This is a genomic window from Amycolatopsis sp. NBC_00348, assembly GCF_036114655.1.
Taxonomy (GTDB): domain Bacteria; phylum Actinomycetota; class Actinomycetes; order Mycobacteriales; family Pseudonocardiaceae; genus Amycolatopsis.
On sequence record NZ_CP107994.1, the window covers coordinates 4428357 to 4448206 of the forward strand.

Genomic DNA, 19850 nt, shown 5'->3' on the forward strand with positions numbered 1-19850 from the left:
GCGGCGGGCGCCGGACAGGCCGTCCACATCCTGAACGCGCGTGCGGCCGGGTTCCGGAGCCGATACCTGTGGAAGGGAACGAAAAGGGGGGTTCATGACCAGCTTGCACCTCGCGGTGGAACTCGACGGCGACGGCGCGCGGGTGTCTCCGCGCGCACTGGCCGACGCCGTCACCGCCGCCGAATCCAGCGGCTTCACGCTGGTCACCTTCGACGACTCGCCGCTCCCGCCCGGCGGCGGTTTCCGGCTCGACGCCACCGGCCGCGCCGCCTACGTCTCGACCCTGACCGACCGGGTCGGGCTCGCGGCGACGTCGAACGTCACGACAGCCGAGCCGTTCCACCTGGCCGCCCAGCTCGCGAGCCTCGACCACGCTTCCCGCGGCCGCGCCGCCTGGATCGTCGCCGCGGACGGCTCCGCCGAAGCCCTCGCCACGATCGGCGGGAGCAAGCTCCACCCGGCCGCACTGCACCGCGAAGCCGCCGACGTCGTCGAAGCCGTACGGCGGCTGTGGGATTCCTGGGACGACGACGCCGTCGTCAAGGACGTCGCGACCGGCCGCTACCTCGACCCGGACCGGGTGCACCACGTCGACTTCACCGGCGCCACGTTTTCGGTCAAGGGCCCGCTGATCACGCCGCGGCCGCCGCAGGGGCGGCCGGTCGTCCTCGCGCCCGACGACCTCGCGGAGGCGGTGCGCCCCGACGTCGTGCTGATCGGTGGCACGGGACTCGAGGACGTCCGGCGCCGCGCCCAGCGGGCCCGCGAATCCGGCGCGCCGCTCGTCTTCGCCGAGGTGGAGGTCCTGCTCGACACCGACGTGCCCACCGGCCGCCGGCCGCACGATCGGCTGCGCTACACCGGATCCGCGGCCGGCCTGACCGAGCTGCTGGGCTGGCTGGCCACGAGCGTCGACGGCGTCCGGCTGCACACGACGGACCTTCCCCGGCTGATCGAGGAGGTGCTTCCGGCCTTGCGCAAGGAAAATCTGCTCGTCCCCCCGGAACCCGGGGCGACGCTGCGCGCGTCGCTCGGCCTGCCGCGCCCGGCGAGCGTGTTCGCGGCGGGTGCGGCATGAGCGCCCGGCTGCACCTCGGGGTGTTCTACACCGGCGTCGGCCCGCAGTTCCTGTGGGACGACCCGGCGAACGCGGACCACACCGCGATCGAGACGTACGTGTCGGTCGCGCGGACCCTGGAGCGGGGCCTGTTCGACGCCTTCTTCCTCGGCGAAGGCCTGCGGGTGCGGGAGAACCGCGGCCGGGTGCACGCGCTGGACGTCGCCGGCCGCCCGGACGCGATCACCCAGCTGAGCGCGCTCGCCGCGGCGACGAGCCGGATCGGCCTGGTGGCGACGCAGAACACGACGTACAACTTCCCGGCCGACCTCGCCCGCCGGCTGTCCACATTGGACTTCCTCTCCGACGGCCGGGCGGGCTGGAACATCGTCACCACGGACAACGCCTGGACCGGCGCCAACTTCCGCCGCGGCGGCTGGCTCGACCACGACCGCCGCTACGAGCGGGCGGAACAGTTCGTCGAAGCGGCCCTCGCGCTGTGGTCGGCGACCGGCCCGGTCGCCCGGCACACGGACCTCGTCGGCCTGCGGGCGACGCCGACCGTGCCGCCGAGCCCGCAGGGCCGGCCGGTGCTGTTCCAGGCCGGGGACTCCGCCGGCGGCCGGGAACTCGCGGCGAAGTACGCGGACGTCGTCTTCTCGGCCAACACGGCCTACGACAAGGCGCTCGCCTACGCCGAGGACCTGCGTGCCCGGCTCGCCAGCCACGGCCGGCCGGCCGACGCCGTCCGGATCCTGCCCGGGGCGACGGTCGTCCTGGGCGACACCCCGGCGGACGCGGCGGAGCGCGCGGAGGACATCCGGCGCCGGCAGATCTCGCCGCAGCGCGCGGTCGCGTTCCTGGAGCAGTACTGGGGCCAGGACCTGTCGGGCTACGACCCGCACGGCCCGCTCCCCGACGTCGAGCCGATCGACGGCGAGCTGGACCCGTCCCGCGGCACGATCTCGATCGCCGACCGCACCGGCAAGCTCGACCGGATCCGGCAGTGGCGCGAGCTGGCCGAGGCGAAGAAGCTGTCCATCCACCAGCTCGTCCTGGAGGTCCAGCCGCGCCAGCACGGCTTCGTCGGCACCCCGGGCCAGATCGCCGACGAGTGGGCCCGCTACGTCCACACCCGCGCGGTCGACGGTTTCAACATCAGCCCGCACCTGGTCCCGGCCGCCCTGGACGACATCGTCGACCGGCTGGTCCCGGAACTGCAGAACCGCGGCGTGTACCGCACGGAGTACGAAGGGACGACGCTGCGGGAGCACCTGGACCTGGTTTGACGCCGGCGGGAACCACGGCCCCGCCGCGCACGACCTGTGGGAGGAGTACTTCGACCACGGGGAGAACACATGGAACGCAGGGACTTCCTCCGGGTGTCCGCGGCCTCGACCGGGGCCGCGGCCCTCGGCGGCCTCGCCACGGCCGGGACGGCGTCCGCCGGTCAGGCCCGCTCCGGGCCGCTGACGGTCCAGATCCTGATGTACGACGGCGTCGAGGAGCAGGACGTCGTCGGTCCCGTCGCCGTGTTCGGTCACGCCGGCCACGCGGGCGGCAAGGTCCGGCTCACCCTGGTCAAGCCCGGCGGTCCCGGCGAGGTCGCGGGCACGTTCGGGACGAAGCTCGCCGTGCCCGGCACCTGGGACCCGGCCGCGGGCGACGTCCTCGTCGTCCCCGGCGGCGGTTATGCCGCGAAGGACGGGCCCGGCGTGAACGCCCTGATCAAGCAGCCCGGCGTGCTGCGCGGCCTGGTTCGCGCGCAGCGGTCGGGTGTCCTGGTGGCCGGCGTCTGCACCGGCGTCATGGCGCTCGCCGCGGCCGGCCTGACCCGCGGCCGCCCGTGCACCACCCACCACCTCGCGAAGGCGGATCTCGCCGCCCAGGGCGGCCGGGTGGTCGACGCCCGCGTCGTCGACGACGGGGACCTGGTCACCGCGGGCGGGGTCACGTCCGGGCTGGATCTCGCGCTCTGGCTGGTCACGCGGTACCTGGGCGCCGCGGTGGCCGTCGGGGTCGAGTCGGTGCTGGAGTACGAGCAGCGCGGCGCGGTCTGGCGCCGCCCCTAACGCAGCAGCCGCCAGGCTTCCCGGCGCAGCCGTTGCGCGTCCGGGTCGGCCACCGGGGCCGCCGACAGCAGCCGGCGCGTGTACGCGTGCGCGGGCGCGGTCAGGACCTCCTTGGTCGGGCCCTGCTCGACGACGTGGCCGCGGTGCATCACCGCGACGCGGTCGGCCAGCTGCTCGATCACCGCGAGGTCGTGGCTGATGAACAGGCACGCGAACCCGAACTCGTGCCGCAGCTCGCGCAGCAGGTCCAGGATGCGGGCCTGGATGGTGACGTCGAGGGCGCTCGTCGGCTCGTCGGCGACCAGCAGGTCCGGGCGCAGCGCCAGCGCCCGCGCGATGCAGGCGCGCTGGCGCTGCCCGCCCGACAGCTCGTGCGGGTAACGCGTGCGCAGCGACGGCGACAGCTGGACCGCCGACAGCAGCTCGGCGACCCGTCCGTCCACTTGGGATGATGGCACGGCCTTGTGCAGCCGCAACGGCGTCGCGACGCTCTCCCCCACCGTCGTGCGCGGGTTGAGCGAGGACAGCGGGTCCTGGAACACGACGCCGATGCGCCGCCGCAACGCCTTCGCGGCCCGGCCGCGCGCCCGGGTGATGTCGACGTCGCCGATGCGGACCGAGCCCGCCGTCGGCGCGAGCAGGCCGGTGACCGCGCGGGCGACCGTGCTCTTCCCCGAACCGGACTCGCCGACCAGGCCGAGGACCTCCCCCGGCTCGACGTGCAGGCTCACGCCTTCGGCGGCGTGGACGGCCATCGCCCGGAACCGGCCGCGGTAGGTGACGGCGAGATCTTCCACGCGCAGCAACGGTGTCTCGGCCGGGACGTCCGGGACCGACGCCACCGCCGGGTGTGCGGCCGCCGCGACGTGGCCCGGCGAGACCTCGATGTCGGCCGCCAGCGCCCGCTGGAGCCCGGTCGTGGCCGCGGTGCTCAGCGAGACGACCGAGCCGAGCAGCTGCCGCGTGTAGGCCTCGGCGGGCGCGGTGAAGACCGTCCGGACGTCGCCCTGCTCGACGACGACGCCGTCGTGCATCACCACGACCCGGTCGGCCAGGTCGGCGACCACGCCCATGTCGTGCGTGATGAGCAGGATCGCCGTGCCGAGCCGGGAGCGCAGGTCCCGCAGCAGCTCGAGGATCTCGGCCTGGACGGTGACGTCCAGGGCCGTGGTCGGCTCGTCGGCGATCAGCAGCTTCGGGTCGTTGGCCACGGCCATGGCGATGACGACGCGCTGCAGCTGCCCGCCGGACAGCTCGTGCGGGTATGATCGGAACCGCTCGCGGGGCGCGGGCAGCCCGACCAGGCCGAACAGCTCGATCGCCCGCTCGCGGGCCGCCGCGGGGGTCAGCGGCTGGTGCGTGCGGATCGCCTCGACGAGCTGGTCGCCGATGGTGAACACCGGGTTGAGCGCGCTCATCGGCTCCTGGAACACCATGCCGACGTCGCCGCCGCGGACCTCCCGCAGCTCGGCCGGGGCCATGGCGTAGAGATCGCGCCCGGCCAGCTCCGCGCGGCCGGACACCTTCGCCGTGGGCGGGAGCAGGCCGAGCAGGGACATCGCGGTGACCGTCTTGCCCGAGCCGGACTCCCCGACCACGGCGACGACTTCGCCCGCGCGGACGGCGTACCCGACCCCGCGGACGGCTTCCACGTCACCGAAACGGACGGCGACGTCGTGCAGCGATAGCAAGGCCCCGCCGGCCGGACCGACCGGCTCGGCCGGCGAGGCCGCCGTCACGAGACGATCCCGAACTTGCGGTAGTCGACGTAGGCCGGGAACTTGCCGATCTCGACGTCGCCGACGTTCGACCCGTGCAGGAACGAGTTGCGGTTGTAGAGCAGCGGGACCACCGGCGAGTCGGCGAGGATCTTCTTGTCCAGCGCCGCCCACTTCTTGCCGGCCTCGGCCGGGTCGATGGTGGCCTGCGCCTCGGCGATCAGGCGGTCGACGTCGGGGTTGCTGTAGCGCGACTCGTTGTACCCGCCGTTGCCGATCTCGGTCGACTGGAACAGCGGCTGGATGTTCGCGTTGGCCGACGGGATGTCCGGCTGCCACGAGGTGAGCGTCAGGTCGTAGTCCGACAGGCCCTTGGTGTCCACTTCGGACGTGTAGGTGTCCTCGTCGAGCGGCTTGATCGTCACCTTGATGCCGGCCCGCGCCAGCGAGGCCTGGATCGCCGCGGCCTTCTCCGGGTAGCCGTTCTCGTTGTGCGTGGCGAGAACCAGGCCGTCGAGCCCGTTGGGCAGGCCCGCGTCCGCGAGCAGCTGCTTGGCCTTCGCCGGGTCACCGGACGGCGGCGCCGGGTAGAGGTCGTACTGTTCGCGGCCCTGCAGGCCGGGCGTGATCAGCGTCGTGGCGACGTCGCCGGCGAGCTGGGCGTTGCCCGCGCTGGCCACCTGGTAGGCGGCCTTGTCGACGGCGTACTGGAACGCCTGGCGCACCTTCGGGTCCACCAGCTTGCCGCGCTGCGTGTTGAGCGAAAGGTACGACAGCGCCCCGGATTCCGACGTGACGAGCCGGGCCTTGGCCGACGGGCTACCCTGGATCTGCGCCAGCTGGGCCGGCGAGGCGAAGGACATGCCGAAGGCGTTGCGGTCCTTGCCCGTGTCGTCGATCAGGCGCTTGGAGATGACGCTGGTGTCCTGGCCGAGCTCGAAGTCGACGGTGTCGGCGTTCGCCTTGCGCGTCGGGTCGGTCGCGCGGTCCCAGTTCGGGTTGCGGACCAGCTTCGCGGACTTGCCGCGCTCGTAGCTCTGGATCTGGTACGGGCCGGACGCGATCGAGTGGTCACCGTAGTTCGCCTCGGCGCCCTTGCCCTTCGGCACCGGCGAGAACGCCGGGGTGCTGGCGACCCAGTTCCAGTCGCCGTAAGCGCGGGCGAGGTGGAAGACGATCGTCTTGGCGTCGGGCGTCTGGATGGAGTCCAGCTCCTTGCCGCCGTCGAACGGGCCCTTGTACGCCAGGCCCGGCGAAAGCAGGTCCTTGTGGTAGGACAGGCCACCGGAGAACGCGGGCGCGAACGAGCGCTCCAGGCCCCACTTGACGTCCTCGGACTTGATCGGCGTGCCGTCGCTGTACTTCAGGCCGTCCTTGAGGGTGAACGTCCACGTCTTGCCGCCGTCGCTGGGGCGCCCGGTGTCGGTGGCCAGGTCCGGCACGACCGTGGTGTCCTTGCCCGGCGCGACGTCCCACGACGTCAGCCGCCGGTGGACCAGCCCGAGCGTGGTCACGACGAGGTTGGAGCTCTTCGCCGGGTCCCAGGTGATCGACGGCGCGTCGTTGAGCAGGACCAGGTCCCCGCCCGGCTTGACGGAACCGCCTTGGGTGGCGGGCGTGTCGTTGGCCCCGCACGCCGTCAGCAGCAGGACGGCGGCGCTCACCCCCGCGGCGAACCGCAGCTGTGACAACCGGGGCTTCGCCCCGAGCCGGGGGCTCCGCCACCCGGAGCCCCCGAAAAGCTGCCCATGTCCCCGTTTCATCGATTCCCCTTCAGACGAGGCGGGCTCGCGGATCGAGCGCGCCATAACAAAGATCGACCAGGAAGTTCAGGAAAGTCACCAGCAGCGCGGAGAACAGCGTCACGCCGAGGAGCACCGGGAGGTTGAGCGCCGCGATCGCGTCGACCAGCAGCCGCCCGACCCCGGCCATGCCGAAGATCCGCTCGGTGATCACGGTGCCGGCCAGCAGCGCCCCGAGGTCGACGCCGAACACGGTGACCACCGGCAGCAGGACGTTGCGCAGCGCGTGCCGGCCCACCACCTTGCGCTCGGTGAGGCCCTTCGCCCGCGCGGTGCGGATGTAGTCCTCGCCGAGGGTTTCCAGCATCTGCCCGCGGGTCAGCCGGGCGTAGATCGCGGCGTGCAGGAACGCGAGCACCAGCCACGGCAGCACGAGGTGCCACGCCCACTGCGCGGGATCCTCGGTCAGCGGCACGTACCCGTTCTTCGGCACGACGTCGAGGGCGAACGCGAAGATCGTGATGCCGATCATCCCGGCCAGGTAGGCGGGCATGGACACCCCGGCCATCGCGGCGGCCATGGTGATCCGGTCGACGGCCGAACCGCGGCGCAGCGCCGAAAGCACGCCGAGCCCGACGCCGAGGACGATCCAGATCACGGCCGCGCCCAGCGCCACCGAGAAGCTGACCCCGATCCGGCCGCCGATCTCGCTGAGGACGTCGACGCTGTTCTGGAAGTCGTAGCCGAAACACGGCGCGGTGCAGTGGATCGCGGAGACGCCGGTGCCGAACGTGCGGCCGCCGAAGATGCCGCCGAGGAAGTCGAAGAACTGCTGGTACCACGGGCTGTTGTAACCCATGAACTCCCGCGCCATCGCGAGGCTCTCCGGCGAGCACGGGCGGCCGCAGGCCATCCGGGCCGGGTCGGCGGGCAGGACGTAGAAGACCACGAACGTCACGAAGGCGACGACGAACAGGACCAGCAGCATCCCGGCGAACCGGGTCGCGACGAAGCGGGCGGTGCGCATCAGGCCGCGCCCCCGGACCGCGGGTCGAGCGCGTCGCGGATGGCGTCGCCGACGACGTTGAACGCCAGCGTGATGAGGAACAGCAGCAGGCCGGGGAAGACGAGGTACATCGGGTCCGTCTCGAAGAAGTCGATGGCCGTGCTGATCGTGCGGCCCCAGCTCGGGGTCGGCGGCAGCACGCCGACGCCGAGGAACGACAGCGCGGCTTCGCTGCCGATCATCGACGGGATGGACAGGCTGGCCACGACGATGATCGGCGCCCACAGGTTGGGCAGCAGTTCCTTGGTGAACACGTGCCACGGCCCGCCGCCCATCACCCGCGCCGCGGCGACGAAGTCGCGTTTGCCGAGGGTGAGGGCCTGGGACCGGACGATCCGCGCGACGCGCGGCCAGCCGAAGAGCCCGAGGACGACGACCAGCGTGAACTGCCGCGGGAAGTCGACCGGCAGCACCGCGCCGAGCGCGATCATGAAGATCAGGTACGGGAAGCCGAGGATGACGTCGGCGGTCCAGGTGACCAGCCGGTCCCACCAGCCGCCGAGGTACCCGGCGCTGACGCCGATCACGACACCGAGCGCGGTGGCCAGCACGGTGGCGCCGAGCCCGACGAGCAGCGACGTCCGGGCGCCGTGGGCGGCGAGCGCGAAGAGGTCGACGCCGGTCAGCGGCTCGACCCCGAACCAGTGCGCACCGCTGACGCCGCCGAGCGTCCCGGCGGGCAGCCCGGTCGGCCCGAGGGTGGCGATGTCCGGGTTCAGGCTCTGCCCTTCGGCCAGCACGAACAGATCGGCCGCGGCGGCGAGCAGCACGATGAGGACGATCAGGACCGCACAGGTGGAGGTCCACCACCCGGAACGGACGGCACGCCACACCGCGGACGGCAGAGAACGCGCCGCGACGGGCGAGACACCACTGGCGGGTGTCGGCGGAGGGTTGGCCACAGCACCTTCAAGTTCAGCCGATCGAGTGACGATCAGGGACCTTAAGGAAGTTCGCGGTGATCGCCCCACTGTCTCACGATCTGGACGGGAAGTAACCCGCACTTGCGGTGGTTTCGTGGCGGTTTGGGGGTCGATGACCGATTTTCTGTCCACTACGCGGACGTTGTCAGGCGCGGGTCCCGCCTCCGCGGCGCGGCCCGGGCCGCCTTGGGTGCGTCAGACACACCGACGGCCACATTGGGGCGAATCCCGAGCCCCGCACCGAAGCCGCATACAGGCATCAACGTCAGGCGTGCGCCTCACCCAGCAACGCCCGCCGCGATCGCACTCCCGTTTTCTGCATCGCGCGGGCCACGTGGTGCTCCACCGTTCGCTGGGACAGGTGCAGCGTCTCCGCGATCGCCCGGTTCGTCAGGCCGCCCGCGGCCAGCTCGGCTATTTCGTGCTCTCGCGGGGAAAGACCGTCGTGGTAGGACGGGCGGCCTCGGTGGCGGCCCGGCGGGACCTCGGCCGCCCGCAGGCGGCCGCGGACGCGGGTGGCGTCCCACGCCGCGCCGAGGCGGGTGAACGTGTCCAGCGCCGGGGCGAACCGGCCGGCGCCCTCCTGCGTCAGGGCCGCCGGGTAGGGCGCGGGCAAGCGGGCGAACAGGGCCGACGCTCGCTCATACAGGCCGCGAGCGGCCGGGTCATTCGCGTGGTCGGCCAAGAGGGCGCGGGTCCACAGCAGTGCGGCGGCCGCCGCCGGGCTGTCGTGGCCGCGCAGGCCCCGGCCGAACTGCGCCACCGCCGCGACGGCCCGGTCGTGGTGGCCGGCGGCGAGCCACGCCTGCACGGCCGCCGGGGCCAGGCGGGCCGCCCAGACCCAGATGTCTTTCGCCGCGATCGACTCCCAGGCTTCCTCCACCGCCGTCACGGCTTCGACCGTCCGGCCCTGGGCCAGGTCCATGCGCGCCCGCGCCGCGACCGCCGTCGCGTCGTACGGCACGAACGCGAACCCGCCCCGCGCCGGCCAGATCTCCTCGGCCTCCGCCCAGTCACCGCGGGCGAGGGCCAGCTGGACCAGCACCAGCCGCGCGTCGGCCTGGACACCCGCGTCGGACAGGCTGCGCCGGCTCCGGTCGGCGAGCCCGTCCCACGCGCCGCGCTCGAAGTCGAACAACAGCCCGGTGCCGCGGTCGCACTGCTCCAGGAACGGCGAACCCAGCACGGCCGAGCACTGCCGCGCCCGGTCCAGCAGCGCCTGGGCGCCGCGGAAGCGGCCCGCGAAGACCGCGGCGACGGCGGTGTTCGTCAAGCCCCGCGCCAGGTATTCGTTGTGCCGCACCTCGAACTCCGCCCGCGGCGCCCGTGGCCGGCCGGGGCACCGCCGCCCGCACGCCACATCCAGGGTGATCCGCGTCGACTCCACCGCCGCCCGCGACGTCTCGTCACCGGCCCGGGTGGCGACGTCCTCCGCGCGGGCCAGCCAGGTCTCGTGGTCGGCGCGGGCGGCACCGGCCTGGAACGGGTTGGCGAGCGCCGTCATGGCCCGCACGAGCAGCGCCGGCCGGTCCCGCAGCTCCGCCGCGGCCCGTTCCAGCTCGGCCCGGCCCTCGGCCTGGTTGAGCTGGTTGTGCAGCAGCAGCCCCAGTTCGAGGCGGATCTCGCCGCGCACGCCCGGGGCGAGACCCGTCTGCCCGACGATCTCCCGCAGCACGGCCACCGTGCGCGGCGACGGCAGCGTCAGCACGGCGTTGCGCGACACCCGCAGCGCCAGCCGGGCCCGCACGTCCTCGGCGATCTCCGTGGACGCGAGCACCGGCCGCACGGTGTCGATCACCGACTCCGGGTCGCCGAACGCGGCCGGGTCGCTCGCGGCGCGTTCGACCGCGCGCAGCCAGCCCCGCGGGGACGCGCCCCGGCGCCGGTGCTCGGCGACGTGCACCCACGGCACCGGCCGTCGCCGGCACAGCACGTCCGCCGCCCGCAGGTGCAGCCGCCGCCGCTGCGCCCCACCCAGCCGCGCGCGCACGGCGGCCGCGGCGAGCGGGACGGCGAAGTCGCACGAGCCACGCTCGTCTTCGGTGAGCAGCGCGGCGGCGACGGCCTCGGCGACCGCCCGCTCGCCGTCGCCGGGCGCGAGACCGGCCGCGTTGCCCAGGTCCGCGCCACTCGCCGGGCCGCCGAGCACGGCGGACACCGCGGTCACGGCCCGGGCGTCCGGCGACAGCGCCGCCAGCCGGCCGGCCGTCAGCTGCGCCAGCCGGGCCGGGACGCCGGCCGCGTCGACGTCGGCGAGCGAGAACGGCTCCCCCGGTGCGCCGGCGTCGGCCAGCAGGTCGAGCAGGTCGGCCACCACCTGCGGGTTGCCGCCGGAGAGCCCGGCGATCCGGGCCACGACCTGGCGCGAGCAGCGCTGCGGACCCAGCCGGTCGTGCACGGCGTCGCGGACGCGGTCGCCGTCCCAGCCGGCCAGGTGCTCGTGGCGCACCACGACGGCCGACGGCGGCGCGAGTCCCGCGCCCAGCGGCAGCGCGGGGTCCGCGAGTTCCTCCGGGCGCGCGGTGACGACCGTGACGCAGCCGCCCCGCGCGCGTTCCACCCAGTCGCGCACCAGCGCCACGAACGCGGCCGGCGCGCGCTGGACGTCCTCCACCACCAGCAGCGCGGGCACCTCGCGCGCCAGCCGGTCGCGCCACTCCCGGGCGTCGTCGCGCAGCGCCGGGTCGGGTGGCGGGCCGACGCCGGACGCGGACCGCACGACGAGGCTCCCGGCCGAGGTGAACGACAGGTCCAGCGACGACACCGGCGCGGCGCGCGCGAGAGCGACCAGACCCGCGGCCCGGACGGTCTTGCCCGTGCCCGCGGCCCCGGTGACGTGCAGCAGCAGCGGCCGGGCCTGGTCCCCGGCGAGGGTCCGCCGCACGGCCTCGGCCACGAGGTCGCCCGGCGCCGTGGGCGGGCTCATCGGCGCAGCCTAGATCGGCCGCCACACCCGCGCACCGAACGAAAGGCGGGGAATTGATTGGGTATCCGTAGTTCCGCCGGCGCGCATGGTCACCGGCCGGACGGCGGTTCAGGATCGGTCCCGCAGCGTCCCGGGGCCGGCGGAAGACCCCGTCCCCCCGATCCGCGACCGGGCGGCCCCGGACCTGCCGGCACGACGACGTCACCGCGATCCGTGCCCGGGTGCGGTGCCCGGTCCCCGAGCCGGGCACCGCACTCCCTCTCCTCCCCTTCTCCTCTTGGAGCACGTCCATGAAACGCATGGCACTGGGCCTCGGCCTGAAACGCGCCGCCGTCCCCACCCTCGCCCTGTGCGCGACCCTCACGCTCGTCACGGCTCCGCCGGCGTCGAGCCTCACCGCCCGGCCCGGCGTCCCGGCCACCACCACCGCGGCCCACCCGTTCGGCCCGGCCGCCGACATCGGCACCGCGGTGGCACCGGCGAAGGCCGCCGTGGACGTCCTGCCGGTGACCCGCTCCTGCACGACGTCGCTGCGGATCCGCGCCCAGGCCATGACGGCCGCCCAGCTGTCGGCGACCTGCACGAGCCTCACCGGGCAGGACGGCTACTTCCACCGGCTGGTGAGCGACAGCGGGCCGGTGGCCGGCGACCGGAACACGTCGCTGGAGGTCGACGTCTTCAACTCGCGGGCCGACTACCAGTACTACGCGCCGTCGATGTTCGGCGTCAGCACCGACAACGGCGGCGTCTACCTCGAGGGCAACCCGGCCGCGACGGGCAACCAGGCCCGGTTCGTCGCCTACCGCGACGACACGAAGCCCGCGTTCGAGATCAAGAACCTCAACCACGAGTACACCCACTACCTCGACGGCCGCTTCGACCTGTACGGCGACTACCAGGCCAACATCGCCACGCCGACGCAGTGGTGGATCGAGGGGCTGGCCGAGTACGTCGGCTACGGCTACCGCGGCGTCTTCAACAGCCAGGCCGCCACCGAAGCGCCGAGGCGGACGTACGCGCTGAGCACGGTCTTCGACAACACGCCCGGCAACGACCAGACCCGCACGTACGTGTGGGGCTACCTGGCGGTCTGGTACATGGTCGAGAACCACCCGGCCGACGTCACGAAGCTGCTCGGCTACTACCGGACCGGCGCCTGGACGGCCGCGCGCACCTTCCTCAAGCAGACGATCGGCACCCGGTACGACACCGACTGGTACCGCTGGCTGCTGACGTGATGAACCGGTTCGGGCACGCCGGGCGAACCGGCGTGCTTGAACCGGCCGCGGAGTGGGTACCTCCCGGCGTTGCCGAACCACGAGGGGGACCCGGGTGACGTCCGACGACAGGTACGAAAGCCCACTCACCGCCCAGGCCGCGGTGCACTGCGACATGAGCCTGACCGACCGGGACGACCTGCCGCAGGCGCACCAGTGGACCCGCGCCGTGCTGGAGGGCCAGCTGCCGGACATCGACCAGGACCGCGTGGTCGACGTGCTGCTCGTGCTGGACGAGCTCGCCTCGAACGCGCTGCTCCACGGCGCCGGCCGCCGCCGGATCGGGCTGACCGTCGACGAGGAGCACGCGCTGCTCGAGGTCGTCGACGAGAGCACCCGCCCGGCCATCCCCGACGGCGGCCTCGGGCTGCAGCTGGTCAAGTCGGTCAGCGCGGGCTGGGGCCAGCAGATCCGCGACGGCCGCAAGACCGTGTGGGCGCGGGTCGCGCTGAGCTGAGCGCGCTCATGCGTTCGGGACGACGGTCGCGCCGAGGGTTCAGCCCAGGATCGAGCGGCCCAGCCCGGTGAGCACCGCGTCGTCCTGCGGCGTGTGGACGCGGCTGCACAGCACGTCGCGGTAGTGCCGCTGCAACGGGTTCCCGTGCGTCAGGCCGGGGTTTCCCGCCAGCGCCACCGCCTGCTCGACCGCCTCGATGAGCAGCCGGGTCGCCAGCACCTTGGCCACACCCGCGTGGGCGATGGCGTCGGGAGCACCCTCGTCCACCCGGGCGGCCAGGCCGAAGAGGATCTCCTGCGCGCCGGTGATCCGGGCGGCGATCTCCCCCACCCCGGTCTGGAACCGCGGCAGCGTCGACAGCGGCTTGCCCAGCCCGCTCGGGACGCGTTCGCGCAGGAAGCCGGTGAGCCACTCGAGAGCGTTGCGGGCGACACCGAGGTAGAGCGCCGGGAGGGCCAACGGAAACGTGAGCACCGGCGGCCGCTGGGTGTCCGGTGTGGACAGTCCGGCCGTGGCACCGGAAGGTACCGGGACGTCCGTGAACACGACGTCGTGGCTCGCGCTCGCTCGCAGGCCCAGGTGGTCCCACGTCGGCTCGATCGTGATGCCCGGGGCGTCCGCGCGGATCAGGAAGCCGCCGACCCGCGGTTCGGGCTCGTCGGTGCGGGCCCAGACGATCATCCAGCGCAAGCCGACCGAGCCCGTCGAGTAGATCTTGCGGCCGGTCAGGCGCCAGCCGTCCGCGGTGCGGCGGGCGATCGTCGCCGGCAGGCCGCCGCGGGTCGGTGAGCCCAGTTCGGGCTCGACGCGCAGCGCGTTGATCAGCACCGGCCGCTCCGCCGACTCCGCCAGCACCTCGCGGTAGACGTCGTCGGGCCACGACGGCGCGGTCGCCTGGCCGGCGTGGACGAACAACGTCATCGCCGTGACCAGCGCGACCGACGGGTCGCCGCGGCCGAGTTCGGCCAGCAGCCTCGCCGTGTCGAGCACGCCCGCGCCCGGGCCGCCGTAACGCGGGTGCACGGTCGTCGTCAGCAATCCCGCCGCGTGCACCAGGTCGACGCCCTCGTGCGGGAACGTCGCCTCGCGGTCGTGCTCGCCGGCGCGCGCGGCCAGCCCGGCGACGATCGAGGGCAACGCGGCCAGGTCGGGCGCGGGCACGGTGGCGACGCTCGTGGTCACGAGTTCCTCCGGAGGGGTCGGGTGCGGCGAGACGATAAGCCGCCCGGCGCAGCGAAGACCAGGGGCGTCCAGCAAATGGACACCTGGAGATGCCCAATTGACAGCAGTGGTGCTCGTGCCGTTCCCTGACGCCTGCGTTTGTCTTGTGGCGAAAGGAAAGCAGATGCCCGTCGAGTTCGTCGGCATGATCGGCACCCGGGACGCGAGCGAGACCCGGCCGGCCAGGGGGCCGGTCATCGACCCGGCCTACGTCCGGCGGTTCGCCCGCGCCCACGAGGACGGCGGCTTCGACCGCGTGCTGATCGGCTACGGCGCGGGCTGGCCGGAAGGCCAGCAGGTGGCGGCCTACGCGGCCGCCCACACCGAGCGCCTCGGCCTGCTCATCGCCCACCGCCCCGGGTTCGTCGCGCCGACGCTCGCGGCGCGCGCGTTCGCCACCCTCGACCACTTCAGCGGCGGCCGCGTCGCCGTGCACACCATCACCGGCGGCAGCGACGTCGAGCAGGCCCGCGACGGCGACTACCTCGGCAAGGACGAGCGCTACGAGCGCACCGACGAGTACCTGGAGATCCTCAAGCGCTCCTGGACGTCGGGCGACGCGTTCTCCCACCACGGCAAGCACTACCGGCTCGACGACTACACCCCGCAGGTCCGGCCGCTGCAGAACCCGCGGATCCCGGTGTACTTCGGCGGTTCCTCGGAGGCCGCCTACCGGGTCGGCGGCAAGCACGCCGACGTCTTCGCGCTCTGGGGCGAGCCGCTGAAGGAGACGGCCGAGCAGATCGCCGCCGTCCGCGCCGCGGCCAAGGCCGCCGGCCGGCTCACCCTCCCCGGGATCAGCGTGTCGTTCCGCCCGATCCTCGGCCCCACCGAGGACCTCGCCTGGGAACGCGCGCAGCGGATCCTCGACACCATCACCGCCTCCGGCGCGGCGAAGGCGGCCCGCGAGTGGCGTGACGGCGGCACGCCGACCAACGTCGGCAGCGTCCGGCTCCTGGCCGCGGCCGCGAAAGCCGACCGCCACGACCGTGCACTGTGGACACCCACGGCCACGGCGACCGGCGCCGCCGGCAACTCCACCGCCCTCGTCGGCACGCCCGAAACGGTGGCCGAGGCGCTGCTGGACTACGTCGACATCGGCGTCACCACGCTGCTGATCCGCGGGTACGACCCGCTGGACGACACGATCGACTACGGCAGGCACCTGCTGCCGCTGGTCCGTTCGGAGCTCGCCCGCCGCGGGCGGCAGCCGGCCGCGGCGGCCGCCGTATGACCCTGGCCGAAGCGATCCGCTGGGCCCCGGCCGACGGCGTCCCGGTCCGCGGCACGGTGGTGCTGCTGCCCGGGCGGGGTGAGCACGCCGCGCACTACGCCCGGCTCGGCACGCGGCTCGCATTCGACGGCTACCGCGTCACCGTCCCGGAGGCCGACCTCCCCGTGAAGGTCACGGCAGGCCCGGGTCCCGTGGTGCTGCTCGGCCACGACACCGGCGCGATCCGGGCCCTCGACCTCGCCGCGAAACTGCCGGTCGACGCGGTGATCGCCAGCGGGCTGCCGCTCGGCGGTTCCACCGGCTGGGACGACGAGCTGGACGCGCGGACCGCGTGCCCGGTCCACCGCGCCCTGCTCGACGCCGACGACCGGTTCGCCCGCGGCGAGCTGCACACGCCCGTCGCAGGCCTGCTCGCGGAGCCCGCGGTGCCCGTCCTGGTCCTGCACGGCGAAGCCGACAAGGTCGCCGGCCCCGAGGCCGCCCGGGCGTACGCGGCGAAGCTGCCGGAGAGCCGGTTCGTGCTCGTCGCCGGCGGCCGGCACGACGTGCTCAACGACGTCGACCACCGCAGCGTCGCGGCCGAGGTCGTCCAGTTCCTGGAATGGCTGCGGGCTGGAACGGGCACACCGGCGCTGGTCCGGGGATGATGGCGGGCATGCGCATCTCGGCCAGGGCGGACTACGCGATCAGGGTCCTGCTGGAGCTCGCCGCGGACACCACGCGGCCGATCACCTGCGAAGCCGTCGCGTCCACCCAGGACATCCCGGCGCGGTTCATCAAGGCCGTGCTGCGCGACCTGCGCCAGGCCGGGCTGGTCCGCAGCCAGCGCGGCTGCGAGGGCGGCTACTGGCTGGCCAGGGCCGCCGCGGAGATCACCGTGCGGGACGCCGTCGTCGCGGTCGACGGCGAGTTCCTGAGCGTCCGCGGCGAGCCCCGCCCGGCGCTGGCCTACCACGGGACGGCCGCCGGGCTCACGCCGTTCTGGTCCGGGCTCGAGTCCGGCCTGGCCGCCATCCTGCGCGCGACGACCATCGCCGACCTGCTCACCGACGCGGCCGCCGAAGCCGTCACCTGAAGGGATCCCGATGACCGACCTCTGGCACCAGCCCCTGCGCCACATCCGCGGCGCGGACCTCACCGGCGACACCGACCAGACCACCGGGATGAAGCGCCTGGAGGCGATCTCCGGCAAGACCGTCGGGTCGCAGAAGGTCTGGATGGGCGAGACGCACGTCGCGCCGGTGACCAACTCCGGCGACCACCACCACGGCGAAGCCGAGACGGCGATCTACGTCAAGTCCGGTCACCCGGTGTTCGTCTTCGCCGACGGTGACGAGGAGATCCGCCTGGAGACCGGGCCCGGCGACTACATCTTCGTGCCGCCGTACGTGCCGCACCGCGAGGAGAACCCGACCGACGAAGAGGCGGTCGTGATCATCGCGCGCAGCAGCCAGGAAGGCATCGTGGTCAACCTGCCGAGTCTCTGGTCCCCGGTCGACGTCCCCACGGATTGACCCGTGGCGCTCGAAGTCGTCGAGTACACCGACCCCGCCTGCCCGTGGGCGTGGGGTTCGGAGCCGAAGTTCCGCTGGCTGCGCGGAAACCTCCCCGGCGCCCGGTGGCGCCGGGTGTTCGGCATCCTCTTCGACGACGACGAGGACCCGGCGCCGGATCCGGCCGCCGAGGCCGCCTGGTACGCGAAGTTCATCGACGGCGTCACCGAGCACACGGGCGCTCCGAAGGCGCCGCACCTGGCTTGGGTGGCGCGGACGAGCTGGCCGGCTTCCCTGGCTGCGAAAGCCGCGGAGGCCCAAGGGGAAACCGTCGCCGACCTCGTCCTGAGCCGGCTGCGCGAGACGACGTTCGTTCTCGGCACCCCGGCCGACGACACCGATCGCGTGCTCGCCGCCGTCGACGGTGTCCCCGGCCTCGACCTCGCGGCGTTGCACGCGGCCATGCTGAGCGATGCCGTCCGCCGGGCCGTGCGCGAAGACTGGCGCGAAACCCGGAACCCGTGCCCGGAAGTCCTCGACATCACCGCGCCCGGACCGCACAGCGGCCGCGCGAAGCACCTCGAGCACCACGTCCGCTACGCCCTGCCGACGCTGACCTTCACCGGCCCCGGCGGCCGGTTCGTCGTGCCCGGCTGGCGGCCGCTGCGGGAGTACGCCGACGCCGTGCGCGCGGCGGGCGGCGGCACGCTCGACTGTCCACTGTAGAGCTTTCCCGGCTCGTGGGAACCCGCCCGGGAGCGTTGACTCTCCCCGGCCACCGAGCAGAATAGACACATGCCGGTGACCATTTGGTCCGCGCCACCGGCTTTTCCTCCGGCGACACCGTTTTGGGGAGTTCCCGCATGCCTTCGAAACCCCGGCTCGCGCTGCTACTGCTGGCCGCTCTGCTCGGCCTCGCCACGCTCACCGCGTGCGGATCGTCCACATCGGACGCTTCCGGTGAGGTGGTGCTGCGCGTCGGCGACCAGACCGGCGCCACGCAGTCCCGGCTGAAGGCCGCCGGCCTGCTCGACAACCTGCCGTACAAGATCGAGTGGTCGCAGTTCGCCGCGGCCGTCAACCTGCACGAGGCCCTGCGCGCCGACGCGATCGACATCGGCGGCGCCAACGACTCCCCCACCGTCACCGCGATCGCCGGCGGCTCGAAGATCAAGGTCGCCGCGGCCTGGAGCAACGGCGGCAGGGGCACCTACATCCTGGTGCCCAAGGACAGCCCGATCCGCACCCTCGCCGACCTCAAGGGCAAGCGGGTCTCCCCGACCACCCGCGGCAGCGTCGCGCACTACCTCGTGATCGGCGCGCTGAAGCAGGCCGGGCTGAGCGACAAGGACGTCACGCTTAACTTCCTCGCCCCGACCGAGGCGAACTCCGCCTTCGCGACCGGCAGCATCGACGCCTGGGCCACCTGGAGCGTCTACGCCGCCCGCGCCCGCGGCGAGCTCGGCGCGCGCGTGCTCAGCGACGGCGCGGGCATCAACAGCGGCCTCAACGTCCTGTCCGCCACCGACACCGCGCTCGCCGACCCGCGCAAGCGCACCGCGATCCAGGACTTCGCGAGCCGCGTCGACAAGGGCTACGCCTGGTCCAAGGACAACCCCGACGCGTTCGACAAGTGGTACGCCGGGTTCGCGCACCAGCCCCTGGCCGTGGCGACCCAGGTGCGCCCGGACGAGACGACCTACCAGCGCATCCCGGTCGACGCCGCGCTCGCCGGCCAGCTGCAGAAGACGTACGACACCTGGGTCCAGCAGGGATTGTTCCCGGGTGGCAAGGACTTGAGCAAGTACATCGACTCCGGGATCGATCCGCGGTGACGCGCGCCGTGGTCGTCCCGTCGGCGGCGCTTCCGGCGAGTACGCGCGCCCGCAGCCGCGGGTTCCCGTACCGCGCCGCGTCGTGGCTGACGCCGGTCGCCGTGCTCGCGCTCTGGGAACTGCTGGCGCGGCTGGGCGTCCTGCCGAAACAGGTGCTCCCGGCGCCGAGCAGCGTCCTGGCCAAGGCGGGCGACCTGCTCGCCGACGGCGAGCTCACGACGAACCTGCTGGCCAGCCTGCAGCGCTCGGCCACCGGGTTCGCCATCGGAGCGAGCACCGGCGTCGCGCTCGGGCTGCTCGTCGGACTGTCCAAAGTGGCCGAAGCGCTGCTCGACCGCAGCATCCAGATGGTGCGCGCGGTCCCGTTCCTGGCGATCCTGCCGCTGGTCATCGTCTGGTTCGGGATCGGCGAGGCCGGGAAGATCTTCCTGATCTCGCTGGGCTCCGCCGTCCCGCTCTACCTGACGACCGTGCTCGGCATCCGCCAGATCGACCCGAAGCTGCTGGAGATGACCGACGTCGTCGGCCTCGGCCGCGCGGCGCAGATCCGCTGGGTGGTCCTGCCCGGCGCACTGCCCTCGATCCTGGGCGGGCTGCGGCTGTCGCTCACCGCGGCCTGGCTCGCCCTGGTCATCGCCGAAACCCTCGGCGCCGACGCCGGGCTCGGGTTCATGGCCACCAACGCCCGGGAGTTCCTGCAGACCGACGTGATCGTCCTCGTCGTGATCATCTACGCCGTGATCGGGATCCTCTGCGACCTCGTCACCCGGCTGCTCGAACGCCGCCTGCTGCGCTGGCACCCCACCTACGCCCGCCTGACCGCCTGAGG

At 73.4% G+C, this 19850-nt stretch carries 18 protein-coding genes; 12 read left to right on the plus strand and 6 right to left on the minus strand.

All coding sequences use genetic code 11. The features are described from left to right. Nucleotides 1-94: 94 nt before the first annotated feature. The 3 genes from OHS58_RS19290 to OHS58_RS19300 all read left to right on the plus strand — a co-directional run bounded on the left by OHS58_RS19290 (nucleotide 95) and on the right by OHS58_RS19300 (nucleotide 3129). Nucleotides 95-1078: an LLM class flavin-dependent oxidoreductase gene (locus OHS58_RS19290; protein ID WP_328649295.1), complete on the plus strand. Its 984-nt coding sequence runs from the start codon at nucleotides 95-97 to the stop codon at nucleotides 1076-1078. After that, on the plus strand, nucleotides 1075-2346 hold the full coding sequence (locus OHS58_RS19295; RefSeq protein WP_328649296.1) for an LLM class flavin-dependent oxidoreductase: 1272 nt from the start codon (nucleotides 1075-1077) through the stop codon (nucleotides 2344-2346). Before OHS58_RS19290 ends, OHS58_RS19295 begins: the two co-directional genes overlap by 4 nt. A gap of 69 nt (nucleotides 2347-2415) precedes the next feature. After that, complete coding sequence (locus tag OHS58_RS19300) at nucleotides 2416-3129, plus strand: DJ-1/PfpI family protein (protein ID WP_328649297.1); 714 nt, start codon at nucleotides 2416-2418, stop codon at nucleotides 3127-3129. Here OHS58_RS19300 and OHS58_RS19305 read toward each other — a convergent pair. From OHS58_RS19305 to OHS58_RS19325, 5 genes are all read right to left on the minus strand, one after another. Continuing rightward, complete coding sequence (locus OHS58_RS19305) at nucleotides 3126-4868, minus strand: ABC transporter ATP-binding protein (protein WP_328649298.1); 1743 nt, start codon at nucleotides 4866-4868, stop codon at nucleotides 3126-3128. The two genes, OHS58_RS19300 and OHS58_RS19305, sit on opposite strands and share 4 nt — an antisense overlap. Beyond that, nucleotides 4865-6538, minus strand: coding sequence for an ABC transporter substrate-binding protein (locus tag OHS58_RS19310; RefSeq protein ID WP_328649299.1), 1674 nt, complete (start codon nucleotides 6536-6538; stop codon nucleotides 4865-4867). Before OHS58_RS19310 ends, OHS58_RS19305 begins: the two co-directional genes overlap by 4 nt. A gap of 82 nt (nucleotides 6539-6620) precedes the next feature. After that, nucleotides 6621-7616 (minus strand): ABC transporter permease, encoded by a 996-nt coding sequence (locus OHS58_RS19315; protein ID WP_328649300.1) that lies wholly within the window; start codon nucleotides 7614-7616, stop codon nucleotides 6621-6623. Then, nucleotides 7616-8557, minus strand: coding sequence for an ABC transporter permease (locus tag OHS58_RS19320; RefSeq protein WP_442792285.1), 942 nt, complete (start codon nucleotides 8555-8557; stop codon nucleotides 7616-7618). The genes OHS58_RS19315 and OHS58_RS19320 overlap by 1 nt, the downstream gene beginning before the upstream one ends. 286 nt (nucleotides 8558-8843) lie before the next feature. Further along, a complete protein-coding gene (locus OHS58_RS19325) occupies nucleotides 8844-11504 on the minus strand; it encodes a LuxR C-terminal-related transcriptional regulator (protein WP_328649301.1) in 2661 nt (886 codons plus the stop codon). A 290-nt stretch (nucleotides 11505-11794) separates the two neighbouring features. Between OHS58_RS19325 and OHS58_RS19330 the strand changes: the two genes are divergently transcribed. Next, nucleotides 11795-12742 carry a collagenase gene (locus OHS58_RS19330; protein ID WP_328649302.1) on the plus strand — a complete coding sequence of 316 codons (948 nt, stop codon included), beginning with the start codon at nucleotides 11795-11797 and terminating at the stop codon, nucleotides 12740-12742. A 94-nt stretch (nucleotides 12743-12836) separates the two neighbouring features. After that, nucleotides 12837-13238 (plus strand): ATP-binding protein, encoded by a 402-nt coding sequence (locus OHS58_RS19335; RefSeq protein WP_328649303.1) that lies wholly within the window; start codon nucleotides 12837-12839, stop codon nucleotides 13236-13238. A gap of 39 nt (nucleotides 13239-13277) precedes the next feature. Here OHS58_RS19335 and OHS58_RS19340 read toward each other — a convergent pair whose 3' ends face one another. Continuing rightward, nucleotides 13278-14420, minus strand: coding sequence for an acyl-CoA dehydrogenase family protein (locus OHS58_RS19340; RefSeq protein ID WP_328649304.1), 1143 nt, complete (start codon nucleotides 14418-14420; stop codon nucleotides 13278-13280). Between the two features lie 163 nt (nucleotides 14421-14583). On the opposite strand from OHS58_RS19340, the gene OHS58_RS19345 reads away from it, so the two are divergent. From OHS58_RS19345 to OHS58_RS19375, 7 genes are all read left to right on the plus strand, one after another. Next, nucleotides 14584-15693, plus strand: a complete 1110-nt coding sequence (locus OHS58_RS19345) for an LLM class flavin-dependent oxidoreductase (protein ID WP_328649305.1) — start codon at nucleotides 14584-14586, stop codon at nucleotides 15691-15693. After that, the gene (locus tag OHS58_RS19350) at nucleotides 15690-16340 is read left to right on the plus strand and encodes an alpha/beta hydrolase (protein ID WP_328649306.1); all 651 of its coding nucleotides are present in this window, start codon (nucleotides 15690-15692) and stop codon (nucleotides 16338-16340) included. Before OHS58_RS19345 ends, OHS58_RS19350 begins: the two co-directional genes overlap by 4 nt. 8 nt (nucleotides 16341-16348) lie before the next feature. Continuing rightward, nucleotides 16349-16768, plus strand: coding sequence for an RrF2 family transcriptional regulator (locus tag OHS58_RS19355; RefSeq protein WP_326954273.1), 420 nt, complete (start codon nucleotides 16349-16351; stop codon nucleotides 16766-16768). A 10-nt stretch (nucleotides 16769-16778) separates the two neighbouring features. Continuing rightward, nucleotides 16779-17207 carry a cupin domain-containing protein gene (locus tag OHS58_RS19360; RefSeq protein WP_326948403.1) on the plus strand — a complete coding sequence of 143 codons (429 nt, stop codon included), beginning with the start codon at nucleotides 16779-16781 and terminating at the stop codon, nucleotides 17205-17207. 3 nt (nucleotides 17208-17210) lie between these two features. Next, complete coding sequence (locus OHS58_RS19365; RefSeq protein ID WP_328649307.1) at nucleotides 17211-17912, plus strand: hypothetical protein; 702 nt, start codon at nucleotides 17211-17213, stop codon at nucleotides 17910-17912. 137 nt (nucleotides 17913-18049) lie between these two features. Continuing rightward, nucleotides 18050-19021, plus strand: coding sequence for an ABC transporter substrate-binding protein (locus OHS58_RS19370; RefSeq protein WP_328649308.1), 972 nt, complete (start codon nucleotides 18050-18052; stop codon nucleotides 19019-19021). Continuing rightward, complete coding sequence (locus OHS58_RS19375; protein ID WP_328649309.1) at nucleotides 19018-19848, plus strand: ABC transporter permease subunit; 831 nt, start codon at nucleotides 19018-19020, stop codon at nucleotides 19846-19848. The genes OHS58_RS19370 and OHS58_RS19375 overlap by 4 nt, the downstream gene beginning before the upstream one ends. Nucleotides 19849-19850: the final 2 nt, after the last annotated feature.

Excerpts from the sequence above, each read along its gene's own strand:
- OHS58_RS19290 (WP_328649295.1), top strand. The coding sequence starts at position 95 with ATGACCAGCTTGCACCTCGCGGTGGAACTCGACGGCGACGGCGCGCGG.
- OHS58_RS19295 (WP_328649296.1), top strand. The coding sequence starts at position 1,075 with ATGAGCGCCCGGCTGCACCTCGGGGTGTTCTACACCGGCGTCGGCCCG.
- OHS58_RS19300 (WP_328649297.1), top strand. The coding sequence starts at position 2,416 with ATGGAACGCAGGGACTTCCTCCGGGTGTCCGCGGCCTCGACCGGGGCC.
- OHS58_RS19315 (WP_328649300.1), bottom strand. The coding sequence starts at position 7,616 with ATGCGCACCGCCCGCTTCGTCGCGACCCGGTTCGCCGGGATGCTGCTG.
- OHS58_RS19325 (WP_328649301.1), bottom strand. The coding sequence starts at position 11,504 with ATGAGCCCGCCCACGGCGCCGGGCGACCTCGTGGCCGAGGCCGTGCGG.
- OHS58_RS19330 (WP_328649302.1), top strand. The coding sequence starts at position 11,795 with ATGAAACGCATGGCACTGGGCCTCGGCCTGAAACGCGCCGCCGTCCCC.
- OHS58_RS19345 (WP_328649305.1), top strand. The coding sequence starts at position 14,584 with ATGCCCGTCGAGTTCGTCGGCATGATCGGCACCCGGGACGCGAGCGAG.
- OHS58_RS19350 (WP_328649306.1), top strand. The coding sequence starts at position 15,690 with ATGACCCTGGCCGAAGCGATCCGCTGGGCCCCGGCCGACGGCGTCCCG.
- OHS58_RS19355 (WP_326954273.1), top strand. The coding sequence starts at position 16,349 with ATGCGCATCTCGGCCAGGGCGGACTACGCGATCAGGGTCCTGCTGGAG.
- OHS58_RS19360 (WP_326948403.1), top strand. The coding sequence starts at position 16,779 with ATGACCGACCTCTGGCACCAGCCCCTGCGCCACATCCGCGGCGCGGAC.
- OHS58_RS19370 (WP_328649308.1), top strand. The coding sequence starts at position 18,050 with ATGCCTTCGAAACCCCGGCTCGCGCTGCTACTGCTGGCCGCTCTGCTC.